A 20,892-nucleotide genomic window follows, 5' to 3' on the forward strand; every position below is an offset into this window, starting at 1 on the left:
GGTACCAGTATGGATTCGGATAAGATCATACAAGAATTAAATCAACGGTTTGCCGCACCACTGCCGGAATTCTATAAGCGTCGTATTATATTCTGGTACGATGAAGATGGAGAGTTCCGTGAGAGGCTGGATGAGGTTGCGCTGAATAATGCAAAGTTGGTCGCATTGACCGGAACCAATAATTTTGCAGTGAAAAAGCTTCTTTCGGTGGACGATACCACAAACAATTTTCTGATATATTGCCCGCTGTCCTATGAGAAGCCGGAGGATGACTGGCTTCTGGATATAGAAATGTATAGCGAAGAATTCCGGGCGGATCTGATCTCTATCTGGATGGACGAGATGGGGATTCCGTCAACACCTGCAATGCGTAAACAGGTGAAGGACTACCGGAAGTTTTTCAAAGCAAAGGTGCGCAGAGATAAAATTGCAAGCCAGAACAAGGTGCCAAGCGTCCCGCCTCAGCTGCACATAGCTGTGATGGGTGCTCTGGGCGGCATTAAAGATGTCACGCCGTCGGCGATCATCAAGGAAGTGCTGAAGGCCGGTATGGACACCGACACGAATGATCTGTATCAGGAGTTTGTTAATTATGGTGCGGATAAGGCTTTTTGGAGTATGGTGAACCAGGGATCTGGCTACAAGGTGAATTCCGGTGGAGCCGGAAGAGAGGGCGGTCTGGACCACGTTTCTGAGCAGCCGGATATTGCGATGCTGGCAACACATATGCTTCTGACAGCAACCACAAGGACGATGAGGCTGGAACATTTGGCGGGATTGGACGAGTTCATTTCCTCGCCGCATCAGGCGTTCTGCTTTGATTTTATTTCTGACTGGCTCCATGCTGAAGATCGGGAACAGCTGATAGAGATTGCAAAGTCTGTGGAAGATGAACTGAAGCTGCCGCAGCGGTTCATGAAGCTGGAGGTCAGTGATCTGGTGGATACGGAAGTCTTTCCGTGTCTGGATGAAGTGATTCTGATCAAGCTGATGACAGAGATCGGAGATCATCTCATTGATGTAGATGTGATCAAGCGGACAGTAGAGAAACGCCGGACGTGCGTAAACTATGAGCCATTTAAGGATTATTACGAGGGAATTCTGCAGGTGGCAAACATGCAGGCGTTCTATAAAGAGCATTCGACAGGCTTCCATTCTGCTGAGGCGAAGAAGGTCTGGAAAGAATATACTTCTGAGTATTACAAGATGGATACTTATTACCGTCTGTTCCATAAGAGCTATGGGGAAAGCCTGAAGGAATACAATTCCGATCTGCATGACCTGTTCCGCTCTGTCATGGAGAAGGTGGAAGGGCTGTATAAGAACTGGTTCCTGGGGCAGCTGGGCGGTAACTGGCAGGCAGTATGTTCTGAGGAATTGGCAAAGTATGGCCGGATTTTGGAAGTGCCACAACAGGCAGACTTCTACAGAAACCGCATTGACAATGCGGACAGCAGGGTATTTGTTGTCATTTCCGATGCTTTGCGGTATGAAGTGGCAGCTTCCCTTGCGGAACAGTTAAGACGTGAGACGCAGGCGGATGTAAAGCTTCAGGATGTTCAGGGCATCTTCCCGACTATCACGAAGTTCGGCATGGCTGCGCTGCTTCCGCATAAGGAACTGGAAGTGGAGCTGCATGGTGAAGTTCTGAAGGTTATGGCGGACGGCGTTTCAACGGATGCCGGATACAGAGATAGGATCTTGAAAGCGGAGAAGCCGAATAGCGTGGCAGTAAAATACGAAGATCTGGTAAATGCGAAGAGGGCTGACCGAAGCGCAATGGTAAAGGGAATGGATGTTGTGTATATCTATCATGATACGATTGATGAGGCAAGCCATACATCCGATACGATGGTGTTCCCGGCCTGCGATGATGCGATTCAGGAATTAAAGAACCTGACGAAGATCATTTGCAATGATTTCGGAGCGACGCATATTCTGTTTACCGCGGATCATGGTTTCCTCTATACCTATAGTCCGCTGACCGAGGATGACAAAATCGACAAGACCGGATTTGTCAATCGTATTGTGGAGTACGGCAGGCGCTATGCCATCATGATGAAGGATTCGGATCCCGATTATCTGCAGAAGATTCAGTTTTTGGGCGGAACATCCGAGTATGATGCTTTTGCGCCGAAGGAAAATATAAGAATTAAGATGAACGGCAGCGGCCTTAATTTCGTTCATGGCGGAATCAGCCTTCAGGAAATGGTCGTGCCGGTCATTGATTATCATTTTCTGAGAAATCAGAGCAAGCAGTATCAGAGGAACCAGAAGAAGTATGATACGAAGCCGGTGGAGGTAAGTCTCCTGTCGGCAACACATAAAGTCAGCAATATGATCTTCTCACTGAACTTCTATCAGAAAGAGCCGGTGGGGGATAATCGTGAGGCGGCGATCTATCAGCTGTATTTCACGGACAGCAATGGAAAGCAGATCAGCGACATCTCGAAGATCATTGCAGATAAGACCAGTGACAACGGACAGGAGAGGACATTCCGGTGCAGCTTCAATCTGAAGTCGCTGAAATACGATAACAAGGAAATCTATTATCTCGTGATCGCAGATGCAGACGGTCTGGTTGTATCAAGGGAAGAGTTCCAGATAGATATTGCCTTTGCGGTGGATGAATTTGATTTCTTTAGTTAAGGCGGAAGGAGAGAATATATGGAGCCTATCGCTGAAAATGCTGTAGATAAACGTGAGGAAATAAAGAACAAACTCCGTGAGAGTTTTGACGGAAAGATCGTCCGGAAGGATCTGACGAAGAAGATCAAGGAAGGGGCAAACGTGCCGGTGTATGTGCTGGAGTTCCTTCTTGGTCAGTATTGCAGTTCCGATGATGAGTCTATCATTGAGCAGGGGGTACAGAATGTGAAGCGGATCCTGGCGGATAATTTTGTCCGTCCGGATGAATCGCAGAAAGTTCTGTCAAAGCTCAGGAAAAAAGGAAGCTATACTGTTATCGATATGATTACGGCACGGCTGGACATGAAGCGGAATATTTATATTGCAAGCTTCTCCAATCTGGGCATCGACAATGTTCTCCTGGAGGATGAATATCCGGAGAAGTTTGACCGGCTGCTCTGCGGCGGTATCTGGTGTATTGTCCAGCTTGATTACGAGTATGTGGAAGAAGAAAAGAAGAATGGAATGCCGGTACAGATCCGGAAGCTGACGCCGATCCAGATGCCCCATGTGGAGATTGATGAACTGAAGGAAGGCAGGAAACGTTTCACGGAAGATGAGTGGTTGGATATCATGATGCGTTCGATCGGTATGGAGCCGGATACTCTGTCTGAACGTGAGAAGTGGCTGCTTCTTTTACGTATGGTTCCGCTGGTAGAGAATAACTTCAATCTGTGTGAACTGGGTCCGAGATCCACGGGTAAGTCCCATCTGTATAAAGAAATATCGCCGAACAGTATTCTGGTATCCGGCGGACAGACCACGGTGGCCAATCTTTTCTATAACATGGGAAGGAAGACAATTGGCCTTGTCGGTATGTGGGATGTCGTTGCTTTTGATGAGGTGGCCGGTATTCATTTTAAGGATAAAGATGGGATCCAGATCATGAAGGATTATATGGCGTCTGGATCCTTTGCCAGAGGCAAGGAAGAGAAGGCGGCCTCCGCATCGATGGTCTTTGTGGGAAATATTAATCAGAGTGTGGATGTTCTGTTGAAAACTTCCAGTTTGTTTGATCCGTTTCCGCCGGAGATGGGAACGGATACAGCGTTTCTGGATCGTATACATTGTTATATTCCTGGTTGGGAGATTCCGAAGTTTCGGCCGGAGCATTTTACAAATGATTATGGTTTCATCACGGATTATCTGGCTGAGTTTCTGCGGGAACTGAGAAAAGAGCAGTATGGGGATGCTCTGGATGAGTATTTCCGTTTGGGAAGGAACCTGAATCAGAGAGATACGATTGCAGTCCGGAAGATGGTGGGCGGTCTTGTGAAGCTCATGTATCCGGATGGCGAATATACAAAAGAGCAGCTGGAAGAGATCCTGAAGATTTCTCTGGAAATGCGCCGGCGCGTTAAAGAACAGCTGAAGAAGCTGGGTGGCATGGAGTTCTATGATGTGAACTTTTCTTATATTGATCTGGAAGATATGTCCGAGCATTATGTTTCGGTGCCTGAGCAGGGCGGCGGCAAGCTGATCCCTGAAGGGCTGTGCAATCCGGGACAGGTTTATACTGTATCACGGGGAAAGTCCGGAATGATCGGAGTGTTCCGTCTGGAAAGCCAGATGCTTCCGGGCAATGGCAAGCTGGAGCGGACAGGATTGGGATCTGACCGTGACGCGAAAGAATCTTCCAATACAGCTTTCAATTATCTGAAGGCGAACGGTAACAGAATCAGTGGTTCCATCAGTACAACGCAGAAGGATTACATTATCAATTATCAGGATCTGCAGGGAATCGGTATGACCGGGAAACTGGCTCTGCCGACGCTGATTGCACTGTGTTCCATCGCTTTGAGAAGACCGGTGCAGAGTTCCACGGCGATCCTAGGTGAAATCAGTATCAGCGGTACGCTGATCAAGGCGGATAACCTGGCGGATACGCTGCAAGTGTGCCTGGATTCTGGTGCAAAGAAGGTGCTGCTTCCGCAGACATCGTTTGTAGATTTTGCAACGGTGCCGCCGGAGTTGATGAGTGCGTTCCAATTAATTCCGTATCAGAGTGCGGAGGATGCGGTGTTTAAGGCTTTGGGGGTTGAGTAATATGGCATTTATCACAAAAAAAGAAGAAGGGTTATTTTTGGCTCTTTTTAATAGAGACGGATATGTACTAAATTTTAATGATAGTACTTTTAACGCTTTTACAGCTTCGAGTATTGGAGAAGCTTTAAAACAAAAGTATGGGATGTCAAAGGGAAAATCCTTGGCGGCGTATCTCAATGATGCTACTGATGCGAATAGAACAAAGATTTTGGTGGATCTTTTTCATCATTACGAAGATGAAATGGAATATGAATTTAACAAAGACTATGAGGATGTCACCTGGTGGGGAAATAGTTCCAGATATGATGAAAAATATGCAAAGCTATACCAGAAATGTAAAGAAGTCGTAGACAGGTTGGAAGGAAGTACAGTTGTTATAACTCAGACAGCAGAAGAATTGAAGATGAAGTTTTCAAGCGAATATCTTTCCAGGCAGATTGATCTTATGGTGAAGATGCAAGTATCTGATCCGACTAACGCAATTGGTATGGCGAAGGAACTGATCGAAAGCTGTTGTAAGACGATTTTAGATGAGAAGGGAATTGCATACACCAAGAATGACGATGTTCCGCAGCTGGCCGATAAAACAATGGATGCATTGAATCTTCTTCCGGCAAACGTACAACCAACGGATCGCGTGCTGACGCAATAAAAGCTGTTTTGGGAAACCTAAGGGCTATACCTACGAAACTTGCTGAAATAAGAAATCCGTTTGGTAGTGGACACGGAAAGAGCGCTTCATTTAAGGGGCTTGAGGTTAGGCATGCAAAGCTGGCTGTAGGAAGCAGCATAACATTTGTTGATTTCGTCTGGAGTACATACGAGGCATCGAAGAAGTAAGTATAAAGAAAAAGATCCATATGCGGCGTAGGTCGCAGATGGATCTCGTAACATTAGATACGGCTTACGGTGTCCATATATTCGTCAAAGATCGGGCGAAGGGTAAGGATCCAGCCGTAAAGTGTCCGGTACGGTTTACCGAGAATGACGGAAGCTTCCTTAAGGGTGTGCTCATGCCCGAGAAGTTCCACCAATTCCGTGTATTTACTGTATTTCGGATGTTGTACCTTGATAAAGCGGATCAGGCCATATAAAAGTTCCATGTAGTTATCCGCCTGATTGAGTGGGTACGGTGATGCGGGATCAAAGGGGGCCTCATTTCCATGGTCATCAATGACGGTGAGGGTGGAAAAGAAAACCTTGCCCTTTGTTGATTTGAAGGATCTGTAATACTTACATTTGGCGCAGTCATTCATGATGGTTTTCGGAGCGGTGCCGCCTTCCTTGTATTCAGGGTTTGGGATTCTGCAGGGGCAAAATCTGGATTTACCGCCTGCTCCGCCGATGAGGCAGCGGTTTTCCTGTTTGTAGCGGTATTCTTCCATCCATTGATCCCTTTTGAAGGTGTCGTAGGTGGATTTATCAACTTCCAGCTTGATAGCCGGAACTATTTCGCCTTCAACACGCATCTTGGAGAGAGAAGTGCCGATGCGCTCCTGTTCGGAGGCGGCTTTGTACTGGCGAATGCCTTCCTCATCGGTTTCAAAGAGTACATAATACTTTTTGTCGCTGGTTTTCTCAGAAGTGTATTTATTCATGTTATTCTCCTTTTTCATGGCGATTGCCTGAAATCGGAGGATGCACACTGCTGAGACTGTCCTTGCTGCTGGCCTGAAAAAAGGCACACAAACAAAGAGGTAAAGCACAATGTTTCAGATGGATCCTGCGGATCTGGCCAAAACGGTATGTGCATCCTCCTGCTTATGCGCGCTTAGATCAAAGCAATCAGATTCAATTTTTAAAGTGCTGTGTTGTTATGGTTGGATCATTGATCCAGTGTATTGGGTGGGCGGATTTTGTACATGGTGAAAGACTCCTGCGGCTACGCGAAGATATTGTCCCTCAGGTCAAGGGATACCTTGAGACCCTGATTGAAACGGATTTCGTCTTCTGGTCTTAATGTATCTACAACATCGATGATGTCATCACGATCAATCGTCATGATCTGTCCGCACTTGATCATTGCAGGTTTGTAGTCAAGACCGGCATACCACTGGATCGGTACATTGGTTCTGATGTCCAGGCGTTTCACCTTGGATGTGATGTAGCAGATGATCACGCTGTCGGAATAACGGTTTCCCATGTTGTTCTGACAAACGACAGCATAATGGTCGCCCTGCATGATGTGACTTCCGGCTGAGCCGGGGAAAGGGTTCTTTACGAACACGATAGAATTACGTTTAATATCTTTTTTCATATTCGAAATCTCCTTGTCGCTGATGGACTCTCATTTACTCTGTGACTGTCCCCCGTCGAGGACCTTCCTTCGAAGGTGGCGCAGGATAAAAAGGTTCTTTATCCTTTGCTGATAGGAGTTTCGGGTTTATAAAGTTTGAGGTCAATATCCCTAAACAGGGCAAAATGGCTTTATAAGGTTTATTAGGTTTATTCTTTTTGAAAGGGGATAAAGAATGGGTGAAATGAACATTCCCTTCCTCTGTGGAGGCACCTTTTACATCCTGCTTTTGCAGGCATTAAAGAAAGACAGGCGTATCCGCCTCAATGATCTGGATGGGTATAAAGCAAAAGAAAAAGCGATTAACGATGTTACCTGCCTGAAGGGGTTAGTAAGAACGTTTTATGATTTTAATGAGCATTTTTCGGACAGTACCTTCACTGCTCATAAGAATCAATATAAGTTGTGTGAAAAAAACAGCACAGACTGGCTGCGGTTTGAGACTCAGTATTTAGTCGATGCGTATGATAAAAAGGTCAGAGACAATTACGCTCTTGCGCTGGAGGAAATGGATAGCTTTATCGATGCTTTTATTGATGATGGTGATCTTGGAAAGAAGCTGGTCAGAGCACTGCTTGAGGTTATTGATTTGGACAGAACGATAGATGATGATGCCGAATTTGTGGTACAGACCGATGGCAGAGTAATAGATAAAAAGGGACTTTTAAAGCTTTCTAACATTGGAGCAAGGCCGTTTCTGTTGTCTGTATGGCACTTTATCATAACGAAACGTGGATCGGAAAACACTTTGGGTGCCGAAACTGTTGGCCAATGGCTGCACCATAAAACAAGCCAAGCTCCTTACAAATATGTAGGTACTGTTGGAGAGCGTTACGCTTTGGATAAGGAAATATCGTTTAAGAAGGTTGTGACTGACTCTGTAGATGAATCTGGAACACCGGAAAGCACAGAATATACGGATTCAGATAATAAGGCGAAAGAGGATCGGAGCGATGAATATTGTGAACAAAGAGAAGCTGGAGGACAGGGGACAAATCAGATTTTGAATGCTCAAACAGTATTCAATCAAAGAGCAGAGAAGATCGTGAATATTGAGCATGTAGAACACTTACAGATATAGGAGTAATCAATCATGGCAAATGAGATACAGAAGACCGGCCCTGCAGGTCTTTTAAATAATGTAGCAGGAGTAAATCAGCAGGCAGAGAAGATTATTAATGTGAATCGCGCGGATTCTATCACAACCGGAAATATCACCAACAATATGTATTTTGCAGCCACGGATCAGAGGCAGGCAGTAATCTCCGGAAATTATGGAACCAGTCATGAATACTATAATCTCTTTGTGCAATTTGAAGAGACATTTTATGATCAGGGACATTTTTATGTGACTAAAGATCGTGCATTGAATTCCAAACTCACATCAGACTATATACGGGATAAAGTCAATGGGTTGGAGCCGGAGGCAATTGAACAGATAAAAACATTTCCTGCCATCTTCTGCTCCGAGAATCATGAAATGGGGAAAACCGATGATGATCAGATGGCATACTATGGGCTGGTTACGGATGTTAAAGTCCAGGATAACGGGATCAAGATATATTACAGAGTATTGAATGCACTTCAGCAGAAGATTCTTAACGAGAACTTATTTGATCTTGGGATAGATGGTAATGATAGATTCAATGAGTTGAATCATACTCATTGGGCAATCAAGAGAATCGATCTGGTTACGACATTAAAAGAGATAGGCGTTTCTGTATTCACTCTGTCTTAAAGGAGGCATTGCTAATGGCGGAGAAACTGGTTACAGGTATACAAGAACTGACAATATCGTCAGCGACATACCACGGGGTAAAAATCAATCCTACATACGTAAATTACTTTTTTGGAAACAATGGTGTAGGAAAAACAACTATTGCAAGAGAGATAGCGAAGCTGAAGAGGCCTGCAAACGAATTGTCCGGTGGCGAAGAGCCAAAGGATGTTCTTTTCGAACCGGGAAAAACGCACAGGGACTTTAACTTTCTTGTATATAATGATGATTTTATCCGGGAGAATTTCCGTCAGTTAGAACATCTGCCAGGTGTCTTCATGATTGATAAAGAAGGTATTAAGCAGGAGGATGACCTAAATGCCACAAAGAAAGAAAAAGACGATGTGGATCGGGAATATGGAGAGCTTCTTAAACAGAAAAAGCTGAAAGAATCCGTGCTGACAACCATGGGAACTACGTTAGAAAATGATTGTTGGAATCTGACAAAAGCGATCAGAGAAAAGTTCTCTGAGACTCAGATGTCTGGCACTAAGACAAAGAAAGGGTTTCTGTCAAAGATCCGGACAGTGCAGGCGCCTACCGGTCACGATGAAGATGAATTGAAAAAACTGTATGATACGGTATTCGATCGGAATGCAAGAACATATAACCTCTTTAAACGGATTTCTGATACAGAAGTGATGGATACAGTTCCTGGATTGGAATTGCTTTCAAAACGTATTGTTAGCAGTAGCGATACGGATTTTGCAAGATTTATAAAAGCACTCAATGCAACGGACTGGGTTCGTCAGGGACACGAAAAATATCATAATACGCCCGACGGTAAATGTCCTTATTGTCAGCAGAAGATGCCGGTGACTTTTGAGAAGGATCTGGCGGATTGTTTTGATGAATCATATCAGCAGGAAGTCAGTGCTTTGGGGCAATTACTTCAAGCGTATAAAACAGCCGGTAATAATCTTTGGAGAGTTCTTCAAGATAACCTTCAGGATGTATATCCCAAAATAGATCCGACGGAATATCGCGATAAGATGACAATTCTGAAGAATGCCATTGGTGCAAATATCCAGATTATCGAACAGAAAATCAAGGAACCAAGTAGCGAAGTGCTTCTTGATCCCATTACACCTTACTTAGAGGAATTGAATGAGCTTATTGTTGGATTCAATATTCAGATAAAAGAGAACAACGACATTGTTAATGCAGCAAGAACCAAAAAGAAAGAATGTACTGAACAAGTATGGGAATTAATGGCATTCCGGGTAGGGGATACCATTGCCAAGTACAATTCTGATCTTGAAAAAGTCTTGGATGATCAGAAAAAAATAGACGATGCGGCAAAGAAAAAACAAGCTTATGCTATGTCGCTTGCTGAAAAAATCAATGAGCTGAATAAGCATACCGTGAATACAGAAGAAGCAATCGCAAACATGAATAAGATGCTTAGAGATTCAGGATTCCAAGGCTTTAGTATTCAGGAACATCCTGCCAGCAAGAACCAATATCAGATTGTTCGAGAAGATGGTGCGGTAGCGGACAGGCTGAGTGAAGGTGAAAGAAACTTTATCGCATTCCTGTACTTCTGTAATTTGGTTCATGGCAGCGGTTGTACTCGAGATGCCCAAGTTATAATTACGAATCATGGAGAAGAGATGATCACGGATGGCCGTGATATGCGTGATAAGATAGTAGTAATCGATGATCCGGTTTCCAGTATGGACAGCAGCACCTTATTTATCGTTAGTTCTCTGGTGCGGCAGATGATTTCAATCTGCCTTAACAATGTCACATTAGGAGAAAAGCCAGAGAAGGGCGATTATATAAAGCAGATATTTATTCTGACTCATAACGCATATTTTCATAGGGAAGTAACAGTGAACCAGGAAAAGAACTATCTGCGAGTATCCTTTTATTTGATCACGAAGTATGACAATAAGTCTGTGATTAAGCACTGCATTACGAAAAACGAAGCTGCTCCTTCAGAAAAGAAAAATTATAATCCAGTGCAGAATTCTTATGCCGCATTGTGGACGGAATATAATGAAGTTAAGAGTTCTATTACATTGAAGAATGTGATCCGGAGGATTCTGGAGTACTATTTTATCCAGATCTGCGGCTATGATGGGCATACACTTCAGGATATCATTCTGGTAAAGAATCGTCATCGGTTTGTGAAAGTAATTGATGAATCTACAGGGGAGGAAGATACAATTGAACTTCGCATGGTGTCGTCTATGATCAATTACCTTGCGGCTGATTCGTTTGGAGTAAATGAAGGTCTGCATTTTGTTGAGGATAGTATCGCACCGGAGATTTATAAGGATCTGACAAAGAGGATATTTGAAGCAATGGGGCAGCCACAGCATTATCAGATGATGTCGTCCATATTTGTGTATGAATAAAAATAACACCGCCAGGGCAGCAGCTCCGGCGGTGTTTTACGTCAACTATCCTTTTGATAAAAATCGCACTGATATCCATCTCCGCGGATCAGGATGCCCGTCATCCAGTCCGGAGATCTGCTCATGATGCCGCAGAGGCTCTGCACAGAGACCTCCGGGCTGCATTCGATGATCACCTCATCATGAACATGGCCGACGATCTGGCAGAAGGACAGGTTCCTCATAGCAAAGCACAGGAGATCCCGGGAGATTGCCTGAACGATGTTCTCCACGAATTTCGGACCGTAAGATTCGATCCTTTCCCATTTTTTTGTGGCGCCGACCCCTTCATAGGTGACGGATTCTCCGCCGAAACGGTTTTCCCCAATACGGGGTTTCACATAGGCAAGCTGCCGGCCGGAGGGAAGGGTGATGAAGAGCATGCCGCTTTTGTAGGAGAAGCGTATGCCGCGGACTTCGGTTTTGATCCGCTGCCGGACGGTTGTCTTTACGGCATTATCTACATCCCACCAAAAATGTACGATGTTTGGATTAGCCTGACGCCAGGCGTTGACTAATGGCTGAAGTTCTTCTTCCTGCAGACCATTATCCAGGGCACCCATAGATTTTAGGGCGCCTACAGATCCGCCGTATCCGAGGGCAAGTTCAGCGATTTTGCCTTTTTGGCGGAGATGACTGTTGATACCGTGTTTTTCCACGGGAACGCCGAACATCTGAGATGCAGAAGCGCAGTAAATATCTTTTCCTTCAGCAAATACTTTAGAACGCCATTTTTCACCGGCGATATGCGCGAGGACTCTGGCTTCTATGGCAGAATAATCGCTGACAATGAACTTGCATCCCGGTTTTGGGATAAAAGCCGTGCGGATCAGCTGCGAGAGCGTGTCCGGGATGTCGTTGTAAAGAAGGTTCATGGTATCGTAATCTCCGGAACGGACAAGGGCGCGGGCTTCTGCGAGATCCGGGATGTGGTTCTGTGGAAGGTTCTGCAGCTGGATCAGACGGCCGGCCCATCTGCCGGAACGATTGGCACCGTAGAACTGAAACATGCCGTGGGCACGTCCGTCAGAGCACATGACGTTCTGCATGGCCTGATATTTGCGGACGGAGGATTTTGCAAGCTGGAGGCGGAGTTTCAGGGCTTCTGTAATATTACCATCCATATTGCCAATGGAATCTTTGACAAACTTCGCAACTTCTTTCTTGCCGAGTGATTCCATTTCAACGCCCCGATCGGAGAGCCATTCTTTCATTTGCTGAACGCTGTTCGGATTATCAATCCCTGTGATATCCCGCATTTTTGACATGAGGGAAGCTCTGGATCTTTCATCAAAGGCGATGGCATTCGATACGAATTCTGGGTCAATCATGATGCCGCGGTCATTGATTTCCTGATCCAGGTGATATTCATCCCAGACAAAATCAGGGACAGGGAAACGTGCGAGTTTCTGCTTGATAGCTATTTCTACTTCCACATCACGGTGGTTGTATTCCTTAAAGAGGATCCATTTTTCACTGTCATGCTGGGGAAGGTTCCGGGTGCGTCCGCCGTTTGCCTTGGTAGGTTTGCATGGCTTGCAGAAATAGCGGATCAGGTCTTTGCCTTCCTTCAGCTTCTGATCCTGTAATTTCAGGACAGCACCGACGCCTTCCAGTGAGAGGGGAAGCCCCATGTATGCGGACCATATCATGGTACATTTCCATGAGGAAGGATCCAGATATTTTGAGGCCGGATCCTCAGGAATGCTGTATCCGCGGAAGTGTTCCGGGCAATGCCGATTCAGCCAGTTGGAGAGGCAGATACGCTCGAAGGAAGCGTTGAAAGCCCACTTGGTTATATTTTCATCAGATAGTGCTGCAAGGATTTCTTCCGGAATGGTATCGCCGCAGGCCAGGTCATATACCTTAACAGGGCCGCCATTCACGGAGACTCCGAAGAGCAGTATCTCAAAATAGTCAGACTCAGCGTACTTGTATGCACCGCATTTGGTGATATCGATGTCGCTGTAAGTCTCCAGGTCGATTGACATTTCTCTGATTTCCATAGTAAATATTCCTTTATTTGAGAAAGGCAGCAGGCATGAAAAACCGCTGCCATTTGTATTTTATTCTTCCGGTATCGGTTCGTTTTCCTTCTTGTACCGGAGAAGACTGTAGCTGATATCGGTAAGTGATTTACGGATTTCTTCATGCCATTCCGGCGCTTCATCTTCATAGGCAGTATTGAAACGGTTGATAACCGGATGGCCGCACCAGTTGTTATCCTGAAGATCCTCCATGTGCTCCTGCAGCATCCTGTACTCATTCCAGAGGATAATTGCCGGCGCATCCATGGCCAGAAGGCGCGTAAATCTGGCATTCCTCATACGGACGCGGTTCAGAAGATAAAGGATATCGTAAAGGGTATCGAAGTCTTCTGTATTCATGACGATATCATCAACCTCAATATCGGTCAGAGATACATCCGGAAGATCCAGAGACTGGCGGTAATAGCAGACTGCTTCTGATCCATACAGGTAGAATTTTGGAAGTTTGCTGCTGTTCTTCGTGTTTTCGATGAGCCGTAATCCATCTGCATCCGGAAGCAGGAACTTCCGGTTGGTCAGAAGATCCACTGCGATTTCCCTTTGGGAGACCGTCATATCATTCAGGGCGCTGCGGAGGACGACAGGCTTGATAAGTGTGATGTTTTTCATATCATGTTCCTTTCTTTCTTAAGAAGGCAGCGGCAGCCATATTTTGATGACTGCCGCCGGATAGAGTGTTACAGGTTTTCAGCTTAGCTCAGGAAATCATCATCGTCTTCGGTATTGAAATCATCCTCAGCCCTGGACTTACCGCCAAGAGGTTCGCCGTCGCGGATCTTCTGAAGGTTGTTCAGGCCGCAGGCAATGCCTTTGTTCCCGTTGGTGTTGAAAGCATACAGATTGATACTGGCCCTGCCGTACACGCCGGAATATACTTCGGAGCGGTCAATGATCTGCTGTCTGTCCGCGTCTACGATACCGGGCGCTGTAGAAGAGTTGGCGTTGATGAAGTAGGCGTTGGCGTAGACCGGATCATCGGGTCTTTCCAGGTCGCCGTCACGGAGCGGAGTCTTCAGGGTGGACAGCGCCGGTACGGACTTGCTGTTGCCCTTCAGCTTGCTCTGGCCTTCCTCGTAAGCTGCCTGGATGGCGGCCTTGATTTTGTTGATGGTCATGGTATCCGACTTCGGAATGATGAGGCTGACGCTGTATTTCGGCGTACCGCCGTTGATGGACTTCGGATCCCAGACGTTCGCGTAGGACCATCTGGTGTTTACGCCTGTGATAACTTTTGTAGGATTAACAAATTTTGCCATAATATTTTTCTCCTTTATTCTTGAAAGTCTTCGATTGCTGTGTTTATTGCCGGCCGTTTATCGGTGTCCGGCACCAGTGTCGGCTTGCCGGGCGGTTTCGTGATAAGACCACCGAGAAGCTCTTCAAATCTCTTCTTCCCGAGAAGGGAAGTCATTGCCGTGATCCCGAGAAGTTTCTTCTCATAAGGGTCGAATCCATTGTTTGTGACGACTTCTGCTACGGCGGCTTCATCTGTGAAACGCCTTGTGGATCTGCCTTCAACAACCTTGAAGCCTGGATACTGTGTTCCGCTTAAGGCTGACTGAAGGGCAAATTCCTTTACGTCTCCGGCCCATGCGATGAGTTCGTCAATCCGGGGGAGAATGGCAGAAATCTCTGCCTGATCCAGATTTACCGGCATCTCAAAATCATATTTTGCAAGTTCCAGATTGTATTCCGCGCGCTTGCGGCAGGTAGCCTTGACTGCGCAGAACTGGCAGTGATCTCCGGCCTGGAAGTCGCCCTCGCCTTTGATGGCAAGTTCCGCTGCAGGTTTCAGCACCTTCTCAGCCCATGCAAGCAGGTCGGTCTTGCTGATGTCCCAGGAACTGATATTTCCGCGGCGGGGCTGGAAGATCGTCATACGGACTTCTTCTATATCATAGATGCCATCGTAGATATCCAGGGCGCCGAGGGCGTAACACATCATCTGGGGATTGTTCTTAGCTTCTACGAGAATTCCGACGCCGTATTTGAAATCGATGATGTGAAGGATCTTGTCAGCAACGATCAGGCAGTCGCCGGTTCCGAAGCCTTGCGGTACCCATCTGGAAAAGTCCAGCCGCTGTTCGATCAGGATCTGCGGATCGCTGCAGAGGGTTTTGACTTTCTGCAGCTGCTCGTATACGTAGGAACAATACTGGTCGGAGCAGTCATCCATCTCTGTATCAAAGTAGTCCAGGTTCTCCGTAGGATCAGGGGAATCGCGCCCCAGGGCTTTCAAGACCTTGTACTCACAGAGTGCATGGGCGTCAGTACCCTGCTGGGCGTATGGACTGGACTTGTTGGCTTCCTTTGCGCAGAGTTTCGCGCTTGGTGGACAGGCAAGCCAGCGGTGTGACGATGATGCTGAGAGGATTGCGTGTTTACCCGGCATTTCCGATTGCCTCCACTTCAGCTGCAAGAGCCGCATAGTTTCTGGGGTCTACATCGGTAAGGCTTCCACCGTTGCCGTACTTTCTGACCAGGTTTCTGACATCCACTTTATAGATGCCGTCTGCCTCATTGGCTTTCGCTGCAAGCATGGCTCTGATCTCTTCCTTCGAATATGTTTTCTCCGGTATCGATTCAGGCTGCGTTGTTTCCGGGGCTGCCGGTTCCTCTGTGGGAGGAAGTGGCTTTGCCGGAGCGGCTGAAGGGTCATTGTCAGATGAATAGAACGCTTTTAGTGCCCTGGCCGTCTCTGTTAGTGTTTCGCCGCATTCGATCAGATTGTCCAGCAGCATGGACAGTTCATTCATTTTGCTCATCTTGTCTTTCTCCTTCCGTCATGATCAGGCCTGCGAGGCGCTTAGCGATGACACTGATGATGATCAGGAAATCCGAGATTTCTTCATCCGTCGGCATGCTGCGCCTGCTAGGTCTTGTGTCTGGTTGACTCTGCATTCTCTTTGCCTCCTTGTCTGTATTTTTCTGAGCGGCTGTGTGCCTCTCTGGTGCTGTAAGGAGTTTTGGCAGCGAATTTTTTGTGACTTCCGAGGGAATTTTTTCGGAAGCCGCCGCCGGATTTACTCCTCTGATGTCGTAAGGAGTTTGGAACGGCAGATTTTTGAATTGGATTTTGGATTTTCTGTGGAATGCGTTTCGCGCTTATAAAAGGGAAGAGATTTCAAACGGGGATTTTTCTAAAAATTTTTTGATCAGGTCAAAAAACAGGTAACCGAAACTCCTTGGATCAATAGAAGGCGGTCAGAGCGCCTTACTACTGTCGAAGGGAGAACGGTCCAATGGAATATGAAAAAGATGTTTTTACGAGTGGCGCATGCCGGTGGCGAAGATGCCGGCAGGAACAGAATTTAAGACAGGAGGCATAGCGAATGCGATTGATTTTGCATACAGCCAATGTAGTTTCCGACACGAAGAACTGCTTTTATCCGAACAGGGTGGAAGTAACTTCCGCGGAGGAACTGCATGAGGCGGCGAAGTTTGATCATGTGTGCGCAGAATACCGGAAAGATTACCGCAGCAAGAATAATTTTGTGAAGTCGAATGTTCTGGTGATGGATTGTGACAACGACCATTCTGAGGATCCAAAAGAGTGGATGACAGAGGAAAAGCTGGCGGAGCTTCTGCCGGATGTATCCTATGCGATTGCCTACAGCCGGAATCATATGAAGGAAAAGGATGGCAGGGGTGCCAGACCTAAGTTTCATGTGTATTTCGAGCTCGAGGAAACGGAGGATCCGGATTATTATGCGGCGCTGAAGGCGGCGGTTCATGAAAAGTATCCTTTTTTTGACGGGAATGCCCTGGATGCGGCAAGGTTCATTTTCGGCGCGGATACCGGAGCGTGCATCTGGCATGAAGGGTGGCTGAACATTGATGAAGAGGTGTCTATGGATCCTTCCTATGAGGAAGAAGGGGAGATGCCGGTGGGTTCCGGTCCGATTACAGAGGGAAGACGCAACAATTCTATGAGCCATTTTGCTGGCAGGATTCTGAAAAAGTATGGGATCACGGATAAGGCGAAGGATGCTTTTCTGGAATATGCGAAGCGGTGTGATCCGCCGTTGGAGGAATCGGAGCTGAATACGATCTGGGCAAGTGCGGTGCGGTTTTATAAGAAAACGGTCATGACGCAGCCGGGCTATGTGCCGCCGGAGGAATATAACGCTGAGTTTGGTTCCTTAAAGCCTGAGGACTATTCGGATATCGGAGAGGCGCGAGTGTTGGTCAGGGAATATGCCGGCGAGCTTCTTTATACGGATGCGACAGAGTTCTTAAGTTATGACGGGGTCTGTTGGAGAGAAAACAGGCAGAAGGCGGTCGGAACTGTGGAAGAGTTTTTGGATATGCAGCTTGTGGATGCCAGATCACAGTATTCGGCAGCGATGCAGGCGCTTATCTCCGGAGGTATTCCGGAGCAGGCTGTAAGAACCGGCGGGAAAGCTTTGGAGAAGCTGATTTCCCCGGAACTGAATGATGCCTATAAGGAATATCTGGCGGCAAAAGCTTATTACGCTTTCGTGATGAAGTACAGGAATTACAAGAATATCGTCAACACGCAGAATGCGGCGAAGCCTATGGTTGCGACAGATATCAACCTGTTTGACGCGCAGGAGAATTACCTGAATACGCCGGAAGCAACTTATGACCTGAAGAAGGGGATAGAAGGCGCGAGGGCGCATAATTCAGCGGATCTTCTGACGAAGATTACGAATGCGTCGCCGGGGGATAAGGGAAAAGACTTGTGGGAAAATGCCCTGCAGGTATTCTTCTGTAAAGATCAGGATCTGATTGATTATGTGCAGGAGACGGTGGGACTTGCGGCGATTGGAAAGGTATATGAGGAGGCTCTCATCATTGCGTATGGGGAAGGGCGGAACGGTAAATCTACCTTCTGGAATACGGTGTCGAGAGTGCTTGGTACCTATTCCGGAGCGATTTCTGCCGATGCCCTGACGGCTGGCTGCAGGAGAAATGTAAAACCGGAGATTGCGGAGCTGAAGGGAAAGCGTCTCATCATCGCGGCGGAGCTGGAAGAAGGGATGAGATTGTCAACTTCCATCCTGAAACAGCTGTGCTCCACGGATCAGATCCGGGGTGAGAAGAAGTTCAAAGATCCTTTTGATTTTGTCCCTTCACACACAGTAGTGCTTTATACGAACCATCTGCCGAAGGTCAGCGCATCCGATGACGGGACCTGGCGAAGGCTGATCGTGATTCCGTTCCATGCAAAGATCGAAGGTAATTCAGATATCAAGAATTACTCGGATTATCTATATGAGCATGCTGCGCCGGCCATCATGAGCTGGATTATTGAGGGCGCAGGGAAGGTGATCGGGCATGACCACAAGACGACAAAACCGAAGGTGGTTGTGGATGCCATTGCTGCTTACCGCGGGATGAATGACTGGATGGGCATTTTCCTGGAGGAATGCTGCGAGGTCGGTGACGGACTGGAGTATAAGTCTGGGGAACTGTATGAAGAGTTCCGTGCTTACTGCCTGCGTACCGGAGAGTATCAGCGTACAAATGCGGATTTTGTTTTGGAATTGGAGAAGAGAGGATTTACCCGCAAAAAGAAGAAATCCGGCATGTGGGTGCAGGGGCTGCAGGTCAAAGACACAGACTTTGCTGAATGATAATAACGAAAAGGTGCAGGGGTTGCAGGACTATTACCTATATCGCGTATAGAGAATTTTTTCAAGAAAAATCCCTATAAGGGGAATATAGAAATGTCCTGCACCCCCTGCACCATAAATTCGATTGATGGAGGAGCTATGAGAGAGAAACAGGTGGAGCAGAAACTGGTTCAGGCCGTAAAGGCCAGAGGCGGGATCTGTCCCAAGTTCGTTTCACCGGGATTTGACGGAATGCCGGATCGGATCGTGCTTCTGCCGGGAAGGCATTTTGGATTTGTGGAGATTAAGGCTCCTGGGAAGATGCCAAGGCCGCTACAGGTATCCAGGCACAGGCTTATGGAGAAACTTGGATTTTCGGTGTATGTACTTGATGGTCCGGAGAAAATCGGAGGGATTTTAGATGAGATACAAGCCACATGATTATCAGAAATATGCGATAAATTTTATAAAGGAACATCCGATAGCAGCAATTCTGCTGGATATGGGGATGGGCAAGACCAGTATAGTGCTGGCGGCTCTGAATGACCTGATATTTGATCGCTTTGAGGTGTCGAAGGTGCTGATTATAGCGCCGTTAAGGGTCGCAAAACATACCTGGTCAACAGAAATTCAGAAATGGGATCAGCTGAAGGGACTCAGGTACTCCATAGTAGTCGGTACAGCGGCAGAGAGGAGGAGAGCCCTTATGGTGGATGCAGATATTTATATCATCAACCGGGAAAACATCCCTTGGCTGATTGAGAAGAGCGGCCTGCCTTTTGATTATGACATGGTGGTGATCGATGAGCTGTCATCCTTTAAAAATTGGCAGGCAAAGAGATTTCGGGCATTGATGAAGGTGCGGCCGAAGGTAAAACGGATCGTGGGGCTGACCGGGACGCCTTCTTCCAATGGATTGATGGATTTATTCGCCGAGTACAAGATCCTGGATATGGGGGAACGCCTGGGAAGATTTATCAGCCAGTACCGGCTGGATTATTTTGTGCCGGATCAGATGAACGGACCCGTTGTGTACAGCTACCGTTTAAGGCCGGGGGCAGACAGGAGAATCTACAACCGGATTTCGGATATTACGATTTCCATGAAGGGAACGGACCATCTGAAGATGCCGGAATTGGTAAATTCAGAATATATGGTCTACATGGATGAGGATGAGTGCAGGAAATATGAGCAGATGAAGCATGATCTGGTTGTAAGCCTTCCGGGTGGAGAGGTTACAGCTGCGAACGCTGCCTCTTTATCCGGGAAGCTGACGCAGATGGCAAATGGCGCTGTGTATTCCGATACGGGCGGGATAGAGAAGATCCATGACCGGAAGCTGGATGCCTTGGAGGATATGATTGAAGCAGCGAATGGAAAGAGTCTTCTGGTGGCCTATTGGTATAAGCATGACCTGATACGGATTTCCAGAAGACTGGATGCCCGGGGAGTGCGTTATGGAAAGCTGGATACGGACAAAAGTATCTGTGATTGGAATGCGGGAAGGCTGGAGGTTGGGCTGATACATCCGGCTTCTGCGGGACATGGGCTGAATCTGCAGAGCGGCGGGAGTACTCTGGTGTGGTTTGGGATGATATGGAGCTTGGAACTGTATCAGCAGACGATAGCCAGGCTTTGGAGACAGGGACAGGAATCCGGAACTGTGGTGGTACAGCACATCCTGACAGCAGGTACTGTAGATGAGCGGATCATGAAGGCGTTATCCGCAAAAGATGCTACACAGACCAGGCTGATTGATGCAGTGAAGGCAGAGGTGACAGCAGATGACGGGAACTAAGAACCTGGCAGAGGATCCTTATGAACGGTTGGCGAACGCCATTATCCTGCAGGCTGTCACGGATTACCGAGCGGCGCTAAAGCGGATCAAATGGAAGCCGGAGGATCGGGAGACAATAGATGAAGCCATGAGAGTTGAGAGTTTTTTCCGTTCTGGCTGGTACAGTCAGCTGACAACCGTTGACGGAGAATATCTGATTCGAAGACTTCAGGACGAAGTGAAGGAATGAGAGTCAATCAAGGGAGGCAATCCGAGGAG

Annotated in this window: 19 protein-coding genes; 11 read left to right on the top strand and 8 right to left on the bottom strand. The window is 47.0% G+C overall.

Annotation, left to right across the window (positions count from 1 at the left end; all coding sequences use genetic code 11):
* The first annotated feature begins 9 nt into the window (after nucleotides 1-9).
* From pglZ to BQ7367_RS14820, 4 genes are read left to right on the top strand one after another with little or no spacing between them, the layout of a single operon-like run.
* On the top strand, nucleotides 10-2,649 hold the full coding sequence (gene pglZ, locus BQ7367_RS08340) for a BREX-1 system phosphatase PglZ type A (protein WP_072525017.1): 2,640 nt from the start codon (nucleotides 10-12) through the stop codon (nucleotides 2,647-2,649).
* Between the two features lie 18 nt (nucleotides 2,650-2,667).
* A complete protein-coding gene (gene brxL, locus BQ7367_RS08345) occupies nucleotides 2,668-4,734 on the top strand; it encodes a protease Lon-related BREX system protein BrxL (RefSeq protein WP_072525018.1) in 2,067 nt (688 codons plus the stop codon).
* 1 nt (nucleotide 4,735) lies between these two features.
* Complete coding sequence (locus BQ7367_RS08350) at nucleotides 4,736-5,386, top strand: hypothetical protein (protein ID WP_235837577.1); 651 nt, start codon at nucleotides 4,736-4,738, stop codon at nucleotides 5,384-5,386.
* An 8-nt stretch (nucleotides 5,387-5,394) separates the two neighbouring features.
* Nucleotides 5,395-5,574 carry an abortive infection family protein gene (locus BQ7367_RS14820; protein ID WP_235837578.1) on the top strand — a complete coding sequence of 60 codons (180 nt, stop codon included), beginning with the start codon at nucleotides 5,395-5,397 and terminating at the stop codon, nucleotides 5,572-5,574.
* Nucleotides 5,575-5,627: 53 nt separating this feature from the next.
* Here the strand turns inward: BQ7367_RS14820 and BQ7367_RS08355 are convergent, their stop codons facing one another.
* Both BQ7367_RS08355 and BQ7367_RS08360 read right to left on the bottom strand, forming a co-directional pair.
* Nucleotides 5,628-6,350: a hypothetical protein gene (locus BQ7367_RS08355; RefSeq protein WP_159431643.1), complete on the bottom strand. Its 723-nt coding sequence runs from the start codon at nucleotides 6,348-6,350 to the stop codon at nucleotides 5,628-5,630.
* A gap of 266 nt (nucleotides 6,351-6,616) precedes the next feature.
* Nucleotides 6,617-6,991: a type II toxin-antitoxin system PemK/MazF family toxin gene (locus tag BQ7367_RS08360; protein ID WP_072525020.1), complete on the bottom strand. Its 375-nt coding sequence runs from the start codon at nucleotides 6,989-6,991 to the stop codon at nucleotides 6,617-6,619.
* Between the two features lie 214 nt (nucleotides 6,992-7,205).
* On the opposite strand from BQ7367_RS08360, the gene BQ7367_RS08365 reads away from it, so the two are divergent.
* From BQ7367_RS08365 to BQ7367_RS08375, 3 genes are read left to right on the top strand one after another with little or no spacing between them, the layout of a single operon-like run.
* Nucleotides 7,206-8,111, top strand: a complete 906-nt coding sequence (locus BQ7367_RS08365; protein ID WP_072525021.1) for a hypothetical protein — start codon at nucleotides 7,206-7,208, stop codon at nucleotides 8,109-8,111.
* A gap of 12 nt (nucleotides 8,112-8,123) precedes the next feature.
* A complete protein-coding gene (locus tag BQ7367_RS08370) occupies nucleotides 8,124-8,768 on the top strand; it encodes a hypothetical protein (RefSeq protein WP_072525022.1) in 645 nt (214 codons plus the stop codon).
* A gap of 14 nt (nucleotides 8,769-8,782) precedes the next feature.
* Complete coding sequence (locus tag BQ7367_RS08375; RefSeq protein ID WP_072525023.1) at nucleotides 8,783-11,170, top strand: AAA family ATPase; 2,388 nt, start codon at nucleotides 8,783-8,785, stop codon at nucleotides 11,168-11,170.
* Nucleotides 11,171-11,211: 41 nt separating this feature from the next.
* Here the strand turns inward: BQ7367_RS08375 and BQ7367_RS08380 are convergent, their stop codons facing one another.
* From BQ7367_RS08380 to BQ7367_RS14490, 6 genes are all read right to left on the bottom strand, one after another.
* Nucleotides 11,212-13,209 carry a DNA polymerase gene (locus BQ7367_RS08380; protein WP_442855399.1) on the bottom strand — a complete coding sequence of 666 codons (1,998 nt, stop codon included), beginning with the start codon at nucleotides 13,207-13,209 and terminating at the stop codon, nucleotides 11,212-11,214.
* A gap of 66 nt (nucleotides 13,210-13,275) precedes the next feature.
* Nucleotides 13,276-13,866, bottom strand: a complete 591-nt coding sequence (locus BQ7367_RS08385) for a hypothetical protein (protein ID WP_072525025.1) — start codon at nucleotides 13,864-13,866, stop codon at nucleotides 13,276-13,278.
* Nucleotides 13,867-13,949: 83 nt separating this feature from the next.
* Nucleotides 13,950-14,513, bottom strand: coding sequence for a DUF2815 family protein (locus tag BQ7367_RS08390; protein ID WP_072525026.1), 564 nt, complete (start codon nucleotides 14,511-14,513; stop codon nucleotides 13,950-13,952).
* A gap of 14 nt (nucleotides 14,514-14,527) precedes the next feature.
* Nucleotides 14,528-15,649, bottom strand: a complete 1,122-nt coding sequence (locus tag BQ7367_RS08395; RefSeq protein ID WP_072525027.1) for a DUF2800 domain-containing protein — start codon at nucleotides 15,647-15,649, stop codon at nucleotides 14,528-14,530.
* Nucleotides 15,639-16,022, bottom strand: coding sequence for a hypothetical protein (locus BQ7367_RS08400; RefSeq protein ID WP_072525028.1), 384 nt, complete (start codon nucleotides 16,020-16,022; stop codon nucleotides 15,639-15,641). The genes BQ7367_RS08395 and BQ7367_RS08400 overlap by 11 nt, the downstream gene beginning before the upstream one ends.
* The gene (locus BQ7367_RS14490) at nucleotides 16,006-16,158 is read right to left on the bottom strand and encodes a hypothetical protein (RefSeq protein ID WP_159431644.1); all 153 of its coding nucleotides are present in this window, start codon (nucleotides 16,156-16,158) and stop codon (nucleotides 16,006-16,008) included. The genes BQ7367_RS08400 and BQ7367_RS14490 overlap by 17 nt, the downstream gene beginning before the upstream one ends.
* A gap of 431 nt (nucleotides 16,159-16,589) precedes the next feature.
* On the opposite strand from BQ7367_RS14490, the gene BQ7367_RS08405 reads away from it, so the two are divergent.
* From BQ7367_RS08405 to BQ7367_RS08420, 4 genes are all read left to right on the top strand, one after another.
* Nucleotides 16,590-18,857: a phage/plasmid primase, P4 family gene (locus tag BQ7367_RS08405; protein WP_072525029.1), complete on the top strand. Its 2,268-nt coding sequence runs from the start codon at nucleotides 16,590-16,592 to the stop codon at nucleotides 18,855-18,857.
* A 138-nt stretch (nucleotides 18,858-18,995) separates the two neighbouring features.
* Nucleotides 18,996-19,277, top strand: coding sequence for a VRR-NUC domain-containing protein (locus BQ7367_RS08410; protein ID WP_072525030.1), 282 nt, complete (start codon nucleotides 18,996-18,998; stop codon nucleotides 19,275-19,277).
* Nucleotides 19,258-20,634, top strand: coding sequence for an SNF2-related protein (locus tag BQ7367_RS08415; RefSeq protein WP_072525031.1), 1,377 nt, complete (start codon nucleotides 19,258-19,260; stop codon nucleotides 20,632-20,634). The genes BQ7367_RS08410 and BQ7367_RS08415 overlap by 20 nt, the downstream gene beginning before the upstream one ends.
* Nucleotides 20,621-20,863 carry a hypothetical protein gene (locus BQ7367_RS08420; protein WP_072525032.1) on the top strand — a complete coding sequence of 81 codons (243 nt, stop codon included), beginning with the start codon at nucleotides 20,621-20,623 and terminating at the stop codon, nucleotides 20,861-20,863. Before BQ7367_RS08415 ends, BQ7367_RS08420 begins: the two co-directional genes overlap by 14 nt.
* Nucleotides 20,864-20,892: the final 29 nt, after the last annotated feature.

Source organism: Clostridium sp. Marseille-P3244, assembly GCF_900120155.1.
Taxonomy (GTDB): domain Bacteria; phylum Bacillota; class Clostridia; order Lachnospirales; family Lachnospiraceae; genus Mediterraneibacter.